The sequence below is a fragment of the Mesorhizobium sp. ISC25 genome (assembly GCF_042295465.1).
Classification (GTDB): domain Bacteria; phylum Pseudomonadota; class Alphaproteobacteria; order Rhizobiales; family Rhizobiaceae; genus Mesorhizobium.
The window spans coordinates 3,154,191-3,167,083 of the sequence record NZ_CP135441.1 but is presented as its reverse complement, the minus strand read 5'-3'; the positions used below and the strand labels follow the sequence as shown (position 1 = coordinate 3,167,083).

Annotated in this window: 10 protein-coding genes; 3 read left to right on the top strand and 7 right to left on the bottom strand. The window is 64.0% G+C overall.

The features are described 5' to 3' along the window. Window positions 1-97 precede the first annotated feature (97 nt). The 3 genes from murQ to murA form a co-directional block, all read right to left on the bottom strand. Entirely contained in the window at window positions 98-1,021 is a 924-nt protein-coding gene (gene murQ, locus RQ479_RS15785; protein ID WP_352718000.1) for an N-acetylmuramic acid 6-phosphate etherase, read from the bottom strand. 185 nt (window positions 1,022-1,206) lie between these two features. Beyond that, window positions 1,207-2,097 carry a BadF/BadG/BcrA/BcrD ATPase family protein gene (locus RQ479_RS15780; RefSeq protein ID WP_376705780.1) on the bottom strand — a complete coding sequence of 297 codons (891 nt, stop codon included), beginning with the start codon at window positions 2,095-2,097 and terminating at the stop codon, window positions 1,207-1,209. Further along, window positions 2,094-3,350 (bottom strand): UDP-N-acetylglucosamine 1-carboxyvinyltransferase, encoded by a 1,257-nt coding sequence (gene murA / locus RQ479_RS15775; protein WP_376705779.1) that lies wholly within the window; start codon window positions 3,348-3,350, stop codon window positions 2,094-2,096. Before murA ends, RQ479_RS15780 begins: the two co-directional genes overlap by 4 nt. Window positions 3,351-3,535: 185 nt before the next feature. Here murA and RQ479_RS15770 point away from each other — a divergent pair, with 185 nt between their 5' ends. From RQ479_RS15770 to RQ479_RS15760, 3 genes are all read left to right on the top strand, one after another. Continuing rightward, on the top strand, window positions 3,536-4,384 hold the full coding sequence (locus tag RQ479_RS15770; RefSeq protein ID WP_376705778.1) for a MurR/RpiR family transcriptional regulator: 849 nt from the start codon (window positions 3,536-3,538) through the stop codon (window positions 4,382-4,384). A gap of 243 nt (window positions 4,385-4,627) precedes the next feature. Next, window positions 4,628-5,737, top strand: a complete 1,110-nt coding sequence (locus RQ479_RS15765) for a carbohydrate kinase (protein ID WP_376705777.1) — start codon at window positions 4,628-4,630, stop codon at window positions 5,735-5,737. Between the two features lie 12 nt (window positions 5,738-5,749). Beyond that, on the top strand, window positions 5,750-6,679 hold the full coding sequence (locus tag RQ479_RS15760) for a pseudouridine-5'-phosphate glycosidase (RefSeq protein WP_376705776.1): 930 nt from the start codon (window positions 5,750-5,752) through the stop codon (window positions 6,677-6,679). Between the two features lie 35 nt (window positions 6,680-6,714). Here the strand turns inward: RQ479_RS15760 and RQ479_RS15755 are convergent, their stop codons facing one another. From RQ479_RS15755 to RQ479_RS15740, 4 genes are all read right to left on the bottom strand, one after another. Then, entirely contained in the window at window positions 6,715-8,106 is a 1,392-nt protein-coding gene (locus tag RQ479_RS15755; RefSeq protein ID WP_376705952.1) for an FAD-binding oxidoreductase, read from the bottom strand. A 198-nt stretch (window positions 8,107-8,304) separates the two neighbouring features. Then, window positions 8,305-9,555, bottom strand: a complete 1,251-nt coding sequence (locus RQ479_RS15750) for a VWA domain-containing protein (RefSeq protein WP_376705775.1) — start codon at window positions 9,553-9,555, stop codon at window positions 8,305-8,307. Next, the gene (locus RQ479_RS15745; protein WP_376705774.1) at window positions 9,548-11,806 is read right to left on the bottom strand and encodes a DUF5682 family protein; all 2,259 of its coding nucleotides are present in this window, start codon (window positions 11,804-11,806) and stop codon (window positions 9,548-9,550) included. Before RQ479_RS15745 ends, RQ479_RS15750 begins: the two co-directional genes overlap by 8 nt. A 4-nt stretch (window positions 11,807-11,810) precedes the next feature. Further along, complete coding sequence (locus RQ479_RS15740; protein ID WP_352466020.1) at window positions 11,811-12,890, bottom strand: AAA family ATPase; 1,080 nt, start codon at window positions 12,888-12,890, stop codon at window positions 11,811-11,813. Window positions 12,891-12,893 lie beyond the last annotated feature (3 nt).

The following is a 12,893-nucleotide window of genomic DNA, read 5'->3' as shown; positions in this document are numbered from 1 at the left end:
GTCGTCTCCCATTATCGTTAACCTGATGCCTTGCAGTTCGCCGGACCGCTTCAAAGGGACACACGCCCCGGAACATCGGCCCAGTATCCATGCAGTCTTACACCGTCTTTTCGCCTATCGCCTTGCGCAGGAAACCTCCCGCGTTGGCAAGCGCCTTACGTGCTTCTTCGACGCCCACGCCGGTGATCGTCACCAGGATTGCCAGTTTTACATCATTGCCGGTCTGATCGAGTGCCTGTCGTGCCTGCTGCGCCGCGCAGCCGGTCGTCTGCATCACGATCCTGATCGCCCTGGCGACAAGCTTCTTGTTGCTCGGATTGAGGTCAACCATCAGGTTCTGATAGCTCTTGCCGATGCGGATCATGCTGGCGGTAGACAGCATGTTGAGCACCAGCTTTTGCGCGGTTCCCGATTTCAGCCGGGTCGAGCCGGTGAGGACCTCCGGGCCAACCACCGGAGAGATGGCAATATCGGCAATGCCGGCAATGGTCGATCGAGGATTGCAGGACAGCGCCACGGTGGTGGCTCCCACCTCCTTGGCATAGGTCAAGCCGCCGATGACATAGGGTGTGCGTCCGCTGACAGCGATGCCGACCACCACGTCGCCGGCGGTCAGCTTGATGTCCTGCAGCGCCTTTATTCCCTGTTTCGGATCGTCCTCGGCGCCTTCCGCAGAGTGCATCAGCGCGTCGACGCCGCCGGCGATCAGGCCCACCACCATGTCCTCGGGTACGCCGAAGGTCGGCGGACATTCCGAGGCGTCGAGGACGCCGAGCCGGCCGCTGGTGCCGGCGCCCATATAGACAAGGCGTGCCCCCTTCTGGAACGCACTCACGATCCGGTCCACGGCCGCAGCAATATCGGGGATGACCTTCTCGACGGCTGCCGCAACGCCTTTGTCCTCGTCATTGATCTTGCGCAGCACCTCGAGGGTCGGCAACAGATCGATGTCCATCGTCTTTGGGTTCCGGTCCTCGGAAACCAGCCGCTCCAGCTCCGACATCAACCCTTGTTCGACCACTTCGCTTACTTTCAAGTGCGACTGCGAGCAGGACTGTGATGCCCGCGGTAAGCGGCGTCCAGTGCCTGCACCTGGCCGTCGGCTCCGTACCGGCCGTGCCGGTTCTGTTTCGTTAACTTTTTAGAATTCGATATTCCCTCTGTCAACGGAAAGTACGAATATTATATTCCTTGCCGGGCAAGGCATCACTGGCGGCAGAGCGATTTTCTGGCCAGGATTATGGCTCCCGAAACCGCATCGCCGTCCGCCGGCTTCAGCCGTCGGCGGACGTCGGGAGCGAGCCATGGCTCAAGCGGGCTGGACAAACCTCCGAGCAGCGTAACCCGCGGCGCGCCATTTTCGAACAGCACCCGCACGAACGTGTCGATCTGCTCGGCAGCGCCCTGCACGATCCGCCGACCGGCCGGATCGCCCTGGTCGGCATGGCGGATCACCATGGGCGCCATTGCGGCATAGTCCGTCGCGCTGCCGCGGTCCATCCAGGCCACCGCCTCGAACGGATCGTCCTTGAAGCGCTGCAGCACCTCGGCCAGCAGCGCCGTCCGCTCATGCCGGCCGTCATGGGCACGCAAGGCAAGCTGCACTGCCTTCAGTCCGAGATCGGCGCCGCTGCCCTCGTCGGAAATCGGAAAACCGTAGCCGCCAACGCGCAGGTCGCGCCCTTCGACAAAGCCGAGCCCGATCGAACCGGTCCCGGCTATGACGATGGCGCCGTCTTGACCCGAATGCGCGCCAAGGCATGCCGCGATGCCGTCGCTGACGAAGTCGATGCTCGCAAAGGGATGTTCGATGCCACGAAACGCCTCGAGCGCACCCTTACGGCCGATGCCGGCAACACCGATGCCGGCGCGGACCCTGGCGATTTCCGCCGCCGCGAACCCTGCCTCTTCGATCGCCGCGCCAAAGGCTTTGGCAATCGAGGCCCAGGCCGTCTCTATACCGAGCCGCGTTGTCGCCGGGCCCGACAGGCCGTGCCCGAGCACGGTTCCTGCCTCGTCTTCGATACGCGCCCGGCAGCCGGTTCCGCCGCCATCGACGCCCAGGAAATAATGCGGAGACGCCCCACCGGCACTCATTGCCTTATTCGTTCGATCTGGGCGCCACACAGGCGGAGCTTGCGGTCCAACTGCTCGTAGCCGCGGTCGAGATGATAGACGCGGTTGATCGTCGTCTCGCCCTCGGACACCAGCGCTGCCAGCACGAGCGAGACGGAGGCGCGCAGGTCGGTCGCCATCACTTGCGCGCCCTTCAGCTTCTCGCCTCCGCGCACCAGCGCCATGGTGCCTTGCAGTTTGATGTTGGCGCCGAGCCGCATCAGTTCGGGCACATGCATGAAGCGGTTCTCGAAGATAGTCTCGCGCGAAAGCGAAGCGCCCTCGGCACAGCACATCAACGCCATGAACTGCGCCTGGAGATCGGTCGGAAAGCCCGGATAGGGCTCCGTCGTTACGTCGACCGCCTTGAGCGGCCCGTCTCTCGAGACGATCAGCCCGCGGTCGCCCGGCCATATTTTCACACCGGCTGCTTCGAGCAGCTGGACGACGGATGCCATGTGCTCGAGCCGCGCGTGGGTCAGCTCGAGCTGACCGCCGGTGATAGCCGCTGCGACGGCATAGGTGCCCGCCTCTATCCGGTCCGGGATGATGTCGTGCGTGGCGGCGCGCCAGCCTGTGCTGCCCTCGATCAGGATGCGGTGCGTGCCGGCACCCTCGATCCGCGCGCCCATGGCGTTCAGGCAGGCGGCAAGATCGGCCACCTCCGGCTCGCGCGCCGCATTCAGGATCTCGGTTTCTCCCTTTGCAGTCGTCGCCGCCATCATCGCAGTTTCGGTCGCGCCGACCGACGGTGAACTCAAGACGATGCGCGCGCCTTTCAGTCCGCTCGGCGCAGACGCGACGATCAGCCCGTTTTCGATCGCGATATCGGCGCCAAGTGCGGCAAGTGCGGCGACATGCATATCGACCGGCCGTGCGCCGATCGCGCAGCCGCCAGGCAGCGAGACCCGGGCATGGCCGAAGCGGGCAAGCAGTGGGCCGAGAACCAGCACCGTCGCGCGCATGCGCCTGACTGTATCGTACGTGGTTTCCTTGGACACGGCAGCGCTCGTGGCGATCGTGGCAGCATGCGCCGATCGGGTGATCTCGGCGCCGTGGAGCCTGACGACGCCAAGCATATTCTCGACATCGGTCACGTCAGGCAGGTTGGTCAGCTGCAGCGAATAGGGGCTGAGCAACGCCGCCGCTATTTGCGGCAAGGCCGCGTTCTTGGCGCCGGAGATCGTCACCGCGCCCTCAAGCCTGTGCCCGCCGACGATCCGCAATTTGTCCATGGCTCTGACCTAATCCCGAGCTGTCGCCGAGTCTACGATCTTTCATGGCCGAATCGTCGACATGCCGAAGGCTGGGCCGAAACCGCACCGGTCGAGATTTGATGGTTCATTCTTGGCTGTCAATCAGGGACGGAATAATTTATTCCTTGGCTTGGCATTGTCGATGACAGGCAACGGGGGAACGCATGTCCGTCCTGAAGAAGATCGAGGCCAAGCTCGAAGTCATGGCGCCCGGCGACCGCGAGATCGGGCGCTATATCGTCGACAATCCCGACCAGATGCTCCGCCTATCGACGGCGGGGCTTGCCGCCGAGATCGGCCGCAGCCAGTCGAGCGTCGTCAAGTTCAGCCAGAAGCTCGGCTATGCCAGCTATCAGGAGCTTAAGCTCGCCGTCAGCGAGGCCAAGTCGCAGGAATGGCACGTGCCGGCTGGCATGATCCACGGTTCGATCGAGGTCGGCGACAGCTATCTGGTCATCCTGCGCAAGCTGATCGGCAGCAAGCTTTTGTCGATGCAGCAGACCGTCGCGGCCAACACCGAGCAGGAAATCGGCAAAGCCCTGGAAGCGTTGAACGGTGCGCGCCGCATTCATTTGGCCGGCGTCGGCGCATCCTCGCTGGTGGCGCGCGATTTTTCCTACAAGCTGATGAAGCTCGGCCGCAACGTGCTGCACGACAGCGACAGCCATGTGCAAATGGCCAATGTCTCGACGCTTGGGCGAGGTGACGTGCTGTTCGCGCTCTCCTATTCCGGGGCGAGCATCGAAACCCTGCGGATAGCCGAACTCGCTCGCAAACGTGGCACCACCGTTATCGCCGTCACGGGACTTCGCGACAATCCGCTGAGCCGGGTTGCCGACATTCGCCTCCACACGATCGCCGATGAAGAGCGCGCCCGCTCGTCATCGATAACCGCGCGCGACGCACAACTGACGCTGACCGACCTGCTGTTCATCCTGCTCGTGCAGAAGCAGCCTGACGCCAACGAATACGTCCACAACAGCGAATTGGCCGTCTCGGTGCTGAAGGCTTAGCGGCCTTCGCAGTTTCGCGTAAAGGCACTCAGTCCTCCCCTGGTCCTGCACGCCGCCAAGAGCAAGTTTCGCCCTCTTTGGTGAAGTACCTTTCTTCAATGCGTCGCAACCGCTCTCCTCGTCAGGCGGCCAGGGAGTCCGCTGGCGGGCGCCGGTGGCCAATGCGGCGAAACAAACAAATGTTGACAACAGCATCTGTTGTCTGAATATTGAAAGCCTTGAATTTGACTGCCGGATAAAACAATGGACGACCTTGGAGCACAGGAACAAGCGGTTCTCGACCTCATTGCGGCGAACCCATTCGCCGGTCAGCAGGACATGGCAACGGTGCTCGGCATCGCCCGCTCGACGGTCGCGGCCCACATCGTGCAACTCGTCAACAAGGGCTACATTCTCGGCCGTGGTTACGTCTTGCCGACGTCCAAACGCATGGTCTGCGTCGGCGGCGCGGTGCTCGACCGCAAATACCACGCCAAGAAGGATCTGATTTTCGAGACGTCGAACCCGGTCGACGGCTATCGCAGCTTCGGCGGGGTTGCCCGCAACGTCGCCGAAAACCTTGCACGCCTCGGCGTCGACATAAGCTTCGTCTCGATCGTCGGCGACGATGAAACCGGCCGCTCGCTGGTGCGGCACCTGCGCGACCTCGGCGCCGATGTCAGTCAGGTCATCACCACCACGGAACGGCCGACGGCCGAATATGCGGCCATCCTCAACCGCAACAATGATCTCGTGCTCGGCATTGCCGACATGGAGATCTTCGATCTGTTTTCGTCGTCCTATTTCGACCGCTTCTGGCCGCATCTGGCTTCAGCGACATGGGTGTTCATCGACTGCAATCTGCCGGCTGCGACCCTCGCAGCACTGATCTCGCGCAAGCAGGGCGCGCGCTTCAAGCTCGCCGTCGACACGGTCTCGTCGCCGAAATCAGCGCGGCTGCCGAAGGACCTGACCGGCATCGACCTTCTGTTCACCAACCATGACGAGGCCAGTACGATGCTCGGCATGACGGATGCCGACAAGCGGCTGACGCCGGAGGAGGCAGCGGCAGCGCTGCGCGCGGCCGGCGCTGGCGAGGTGATCGTGACCGTAGGCGCGCATGGATTTGCCGTTGCGACCGAGAGCGGTGTGACGACCATGCACTCCGTCCCGGCCCAGCCCGTCGACATCACCGGCGCCGGTGACGCGATGATCGCCGGCACTCTGTACAAGGTGCTTTCGGGTGAGCCGCTCGCTCATGCCGTGCGCACCGGCGCGCTGCTTGCCACGCTGACTACCGAGAGCGAATCCAGCGTCCATCCTGATCTGTCGCCGCGCTTCCTTGCCGCCGGCATGTATCGCATTCCTGCCTGAAAGCGAGATGATATGAAACCTTCCCTTGTCCACTTGAACGACGAAGTCGCTACGGCGCTTGATGAAGGCCGCGCCGTGGTGGCACTGGAATCGACAATCATCACCCACGGCATGCCCTATCCGGCCAATCTGGAAACTGCTCGCGGTGTCGAGACCGTGGTGCGTGAAAACGGCGCCGTTCCCGCCACGATCGCAGTGGTCGCCGGCAAGATCAAGGTTGGCCTCGACGACCGTGAACTGGAAGAGCTGGCAGCGGCAAAGGACGTGGTCAAGGCTTCCGGGCGCGATCTCGCCGCCATCATGGTACGCGGCGGCTCGGCCGGAACCACCGTCTCGGCGACGATGCGGATCGCCGCTTTAGCCGGCATCGGCATTTTTGCGACCGGCGGCGTGGGCGGCGTGCATCGCGGCGCCGAAGCCACTTTCGATATCTCCGCCGACCTGACCGAACTCGGCCAAACCGGTACGACCGTCGTCTGCGCCGGAGTTAAGTCGATCCTCGATATTGCGAAGACGCTGGAATATCTGGAAACTCAGCGCGTGCCGGTGATCGCCTATGGGAGCGATGATTTTCCGGCCTTCTACACCCGCTCCAGCGGGCTCAAGGCCGATCATCGCCTCGACACGCCGGACGAGATCGCGCGAGCCATGCTGCTGCATGACGAAATGGAATCCGGCACCGGCATTCTCGTCGCCAACCCTATCCCCGAAGCGGACGCGCTCGATCCGGCGTTCATCGACGGCACGATCGCAGCGGCCGTGGCTGAGGCCGAGAAGCGCGGCATCGGGCGCAAGGAACTAACGCCGTTTCTGCTCGCACGCATCAATGAGCTTTCGCAAGGCCGCAGCCTGAAGGCCAACATCGCGCTGGTCCGCAACAACGCCGCGCTTGCTGCCCGCATCGCGGTTGCGCATGCGGAATTGAAGGGCGCGACCAGATAGAGGCAGCACCCGGCCAGCGCTACCTGCCTTCGATTTCAGCCCGGCGCGAGGTCGAATATGCGCCCGGCATTGAGGATGTTGTTCGGGTCGAAGGCTGCTTTCAGGCGGCGCATGGCCGCGATCTCTGCATCGCTGCGCACAAGGTGCAGCCATTCCTTCTTGTCGAGGCCGATGCCATGCTCGGCCGAGACGCCGCCGCCGGCGGCGGCAACACCGCGGTACACGATGCCGTATGCGGCCGCCGGATCCGCGGTGCGAACCTGATAATGCAGATTGCCGTCGCCGAGATGGCCGAAGACGTAGATGTCGGCGCCAGGGTCGACGGCCCTGATGGCGGCTTCTGTTTCGCGCAGGAAAGTCGCCATTTTCGCCAGCGGGATGCTGACATCGACGCCGATCAGGCCTGCCATCGAAAACAGGAAACGGTTGACCTCCTCGCGCACCGCCCAGAGCGCCCGGAATTCGCGCGGCGATTGCGAGACGACCACGTCGTCGATCACTCCATCTTCAACCGCCTGCATCAGCACCGCGGCAAAACGTTCGCCGTCGCGGTCGGGCTCGCTGCCCTGTATCTCGGCAAGCACATAGACGGGCGAGCCGGCGGGCAGCGGCGCCGGCGCCTCCATTCCGGCGATCATGGCGCCATAGAGCGGTGCGAAATTCACCTCATAGGCCGACAGCAAGGGCCCGAGCTTTCGCTTGAGCAGCGCAAGCAACGTGATCGCTGCGTCCAGCGAAGCAAGCGCGCAGAAGGCGTTGACCTCGGTGGCTGGCTTCGGATGCAGCCGCAGGGATGCGCGCGTGACCACGCCGAGCGTGCCCTCGCTGCCGATGAACAATTGGCTGAGATCGTAGCCGGAGTTGTCCTTCGCCAAACCCTTGAGCGAGGTCAGGATACTGCCGTCGGCAAGCACCGCTTCCAGCCCAAGCACCTGCGCCCGGTACATGCCGTAGCGCAGCACGCGGATGCCGCCGGCATTGGTGGCGACATTGCCGCCGACGGTGGCCGATCCGCGCGCTCCGATGTCGACGCCGAACAGCAAGCCGGCCTCATCGGCGGCGTCCTGCACCGTTTGCAGCGGCGCGCCGGCCTCGGCGATGATGGTCGCCGCCTCGCGGTCGAGGGCTTCAACGGAAGTCATGCGCTCCAGCGACAGCACAGCTTCGCCGGGTTGGACGCGAGCGCCGCCGGCGAGCCCGGTCCGGCCACCTTGGATCACAAGCCTCTGCCCGATTTCATTGCACAGGCGCAGTATGTCCGACACCTCGCCGGCAGTGCGCGGTCGCAGCACGACCTCCGGCCGCGCACCGGTCTTGCCGTCGGGGTCTTCCCTGTAACGCGGCCCGGCCTCATCGGCCGAGACGATCGCCGACCGATCCAGCCGACCCTCAAGTCGCGGCAGAAGCTCGGCGGTCAGCGGGGACAGAGCGCTCACGGATGCGATTGGCGCGCATACAGTGATGCGACGCGAGCAGTGATAGGTGAGGATTGTGAGCGCGTCCGGAGATGATTTTCGCTGCAAAGAACGCATGCGGGAAACCCGCCAAAACCGCAGCCGGTTGCTATTGTCATGCGCCGCTCCTGTAATACGCCGACGATAGGCACGGGCTGCTGTTTGTCAAACCTATATGGCAGTTGGTGACGGGCTCGACGCCTGCGTTTCGGCGCGGACCACCTTGATGTCGGCGCCTGCCGCCCATGCTCCGATATCGTCGCGGCGTAAGGCCGCAGCCATCATGCCCGGAAACAGATCCGGCGTGCAGGCGAAGACGGGAATACCAAGGGCTGCTACCGAGCCTGCCATTGTGGGATCGTAGCCGGGCCGGCCTTGATCCGTCAGCGCCAGAAGCACGACAACATCTACACCGGATCGAACCAACGCTGCCAGTCGCCGCAGCAGGTCCTGGCCATTACCGCCTTCATAGAGATCGGTGATCAGCACCAGATGCGACTTGGTTGGCTGCTCGATACGGTCGGCGCAATAGGCGACCGCCTGGTTGATATCGGTGCCGCCGCCAAGCTGCACGCCGAACAGCACTTCGACGGGATCGCTGAGTTCCTCGGTAAGGTCGACGATGGCCGTATCGAAACAGACGAGCTTGGTGCGCACAACCGGCAGCGAGGCCATCACCGCCGCGAAAATCGAGGCGTAGATCACCGAGCTCGCCATCGAGCCGGACTGGTCGACGCAGAGGACGACTTCGTCAAGATCGACAAGCCGGCGCTGCTTGCGCATGAAACCGACCAGCTTTTCCGGCACGATGGTCTTGTGCTCGGGCTGGTAGTGGCGAAGGTTCGCCGAGATGGTGCGCTGCCAGTCGATATCGCGCGCACGCGGGCGGTTGGTGCGCCTCGACCGGTCGAGCGCGCCGCGTATCGCCTCGGCGGTCTTCTGCTCCAGCCTTTGCATCAGCTTGGCGACGATGTCGGCGATGATCGTGCGGGCGATGTCCTTGGTCTTGGGCGGCATGACCGAGCGCAGCGAAATCAGGTCGGCGACGAGATTGACGTCCGCCTCGATCGCCTTGAGGAATTCCGGTTCCATCAGCATCTGCTTCAGGTCCAGCCGTTCGAAGGCGTCCTTCTGGACGATCTGGACGACCTGCGCCGGAAAGAAGGAGCGAATGTCGCCCATCCATTGTGCAACGCGCGGCGCTGACCGGCCAAGGCCGCCACGCCGCTTGCGGGGGTCGCTGGCCCCGGCGTTGGTACCGTCGCCATAGAGCGCGTCGAGCGCCGCCGAAAGCCGTTTGTCGTCGCTGGAAAGTGCCGGCGACGCCTCGTCATCGGCGCCGATCGCCAGTCGCCAGCGGCGCTCCCTTCCGCCATCGGCAGTGAGCGGGCCCGGTTCGTTCATTGCGGCCTCGTCATCCATTGCCGGTTTCTCCGTTGAGCAATGGTCCAAGCAGCCCCAGGTGTCGACGCCATGCGTCGCCGCCATCCGGCGTCGGCGTCACGCCAGCCGGCAAGCGCGCGGCGCCGCCGAGGACCGCTTCGATCAGCCGGCGGCGTTCCATGCTGTCCAGATTGGAAAAGACACGGCGCAGCAGCGGTAGATGCGCGATGAAAGCATCTTCGTCCAGGGATCTGAGCCACCCATCGACCGCACCGCGCAGACCCTCGTCATAAATCAGCCGTTGACCGGCTGTGCTGAAGAAGCCTTCGAAGAACCCGGCCGCTTCAGTGACAGGCGTCCCCGGTGACAGGGGTCGCCCGATCAGTCCGGCAGCGGCTTCGGCGGACAGGCGACCGGCTTCATACAGCAGGTGTGCGGCGCACCCGGCCAGCAGTGCTGTCGACCGTGACGCGTCCAGCACGGCAGCCAGCCCGTTGCGCCATCCGTCCAGCACGTCTTGCCCGGGTTCAACCAGCCTGATCGCCTCATCGGCCTTGCGCATCGCACCAACCAATGTCGCGGCGGCCTGCTCGTCCAGGTCGCGCACAGCATAGGGAAGCGCGATCGCACCTTCGACGATCAGCCGCTCCATGAGCCCGGACAGCCGGTCCGTTTGCGTTTTGCGGGCCTCGCCGTAGCGGACAATGTCGGCGAGCGGCGGCACCGACGCCAGGATCTCCAGGCATTCACTGCTGCGCGCCGCGCGTGCCTCCAACGCCGTGAGGCCGGCAGTAGATGCTTCCGACAAGTCTGCCGTGATGGCGCTCTGGACCAGTGCCGCAAGCGTATCGAGCGTCGCCGCAGCATTGATCATCTGGATCAGGCGACCGTTGGCAGCCTTTTCGATGGTCGGACCGTAAATCAGGTTCTCGACCAGACGAACGGCATGTTCCGGTTCCCACGCTAGGGTCCACCGCTCGCGGAAGGTGCCACGGCTGCGACCGGCATCGGTCAGTCTGCCCCAATGCACACCGAGCACGTTCAGCCGATGCAGCAATGTCGAGCGGAACAGCCCGCTTTCGCTTCGCAGGTCGACCGACAGTTCCCGTTCCAGCGCCTCAGGCTTCAGCCGCGCCACCTTCTGGTTGCGCTGGAGATCTTCGATCAGCGGCGCCAGCGGTGTGTCGGGCGGAATTTCCCCGACGTCCGAACCCAGAAGCAGCTCGGCCTCAACCAGCCTCCACAGCAACGCTTCGCCGTTGAAGAGGGCTGCAATCGCGGCGTCGCGCAATTCCTCAAACCCGGGTTTCGGCCGCTCGCGAATTGCGGCGAGGGTCCGGGCGAGCCGCTCAGCTTCGATCAACGAAGCGGTCGAGATCAGGTGACCCTTCGCCCGCAACACCGCCGCGATCATTGCAAGCCACAGGGTTGCCGCATCGTGACGGCCGCGCGTACGCCAGAGATGCTTGCACCAGCCCGGTGCGACGACGCCCGCGCCATAGCCGTATTCCAGCGCCAGACGCGGTCCCGTCCATGGCGCCCATGTCATTGTGGTCTTGCGCCGCGCAATTCCCTTGATCAGGACCTGATCGTTTCTTTGCGTGTGGGTGGTCTGCAGCGCCGGCACATGCCATGCCCCGCAGACGACGGCGATAGGCCCGTCGAACTCCTTGCGCGCCGCGGCGATTTCGAGCCGCATATGCGCCTCGCGTTTTGCTTCGAGCTGCGCGATCGGACCCTCGCCATCCCGCAGTGTCGTCATCGCATCGGCGATGGCGGCAAATATGGGGCCGGGTTCCGGGTTCTGTTCAATGATGTCCGACCACCAGCTTTCGCCATCCTCATAACCGGCGGCGTGCGCCAGCATGGCTATCGGATCACGCGGTAGCGGAGCCGCGTCACCATTCTCGGGGGCTTGGATAGCTTCGGTCGCATCGGCGTCCGCCGCGCCACCGATCGTAGCAGTGGTGAATCGTGCCGATGACGGCAGGTCGATAAACTGCAACGTCGTCTTATTGCCCACAGCCCAAAGCGCCGCCTGATATTCGGGCGAGAACTCGGCGAAAGGCCAGAAGCTTGTCGAAGCCGGATCCTCCTCCGGATAGCAAAGGAGCGCCACCGGCGGCTGCATTTCCGGGCGGGCCAGCATGGGCAGAAGCTCAGAGGCGTCGATCGGCCCCTCGATCAGCACGGCGACCGGGTTCAAATCCTGCAGTGCCTGCACCAGGCTGTCGGCGGAACCCGGCCCGTGATGGCGTATCCCGAAATAGGCAATGTCGCCGTGGCCCATGGCGTCAGATCGCTGCGTTCAGCGCCGCGTAATAGCCGGCATAGTCGGGCCGCTTCTTGAGCACCGTTTCCAGATATTCCTCCAGCACCACCTTGTCCTGCACCGGATCCTTCACGATCGCGCCGACAAGGCTGGCGGCGAGACCTTCGGCGCCGAGCTTGCCGCTGTCGAACCACGCCGCCTGGCTGAGCCCGCCAACCATCGTGGCGATCGCTTCTGCGGTCGACAGCGAGCCGGAAGGCGTCTTCAGCGTCACCTTGCCGTCGGCAGTCGCGCCGGAGCGCAATTCGCGGAAGATGGTCAGCACACGGGCGATCTCCTCGCCGACGTTTTTCGGTACCGGCAGGTCGAGGCCGCCAGCCATCTCATCGACCCGTTTGGAGACGATAGCCACCTCTTCGGCCATGTCTTCCGGCAATGGCAGCACCACGACATTGAAGCGACGCTTGAGCGCCGAGGAGAGCTCGTTGACACCTTTGTCGCGGTTGTTTGCCGTGGCGATAATGTTGAAGCCGCGCTGGGCGTAGATCGAGGTGTTCAATTCCGGGATCGGCATCATCTTTTCGGAAAGCACGGTGATCAGCGTGTCCTGCACGTCCGAGCCCATGCGGGTCAGTTCCTCCAGCCGGCAGAGCTTGCCGTTCTGCATGGCTCGGTAGAGCGGCGTCGGCACCAACGCTTCCTGGCTCGGGCCCTTTGCCAGTAGCTGCGCATAGTTCCAGCCATAGCGGATCTGGTTCTCGTCGGTGCCGGCCGTGCACTGCACGATCAGCGTCGAGTCGCCCATGATGGCGGCGGCAAGATGTTCCGACACCCAGGACTTGGCGGTTCCGGGAACGCCGAGCAGCAAGAGTGCTCGGTCGGTGGCGAGCGTCGCTACCGCGGTTTCCATCAACCGGCGGCGACCGACATATTTTGGCGTTACCAAGGTGCCGTCACCGGCCTTCCCGCCTAGCAGATAGGTCAGCACAGCCTGTGGCGACAGGCTCCAGCCGGCAGGCCTCTGCCGATCGTCGTCGCGCGCCAGCGCCTGCAATTCCGAAGCGTAGGCCTGCTCGACCGGGAGGCGGATGGCTGCGTTCATTTT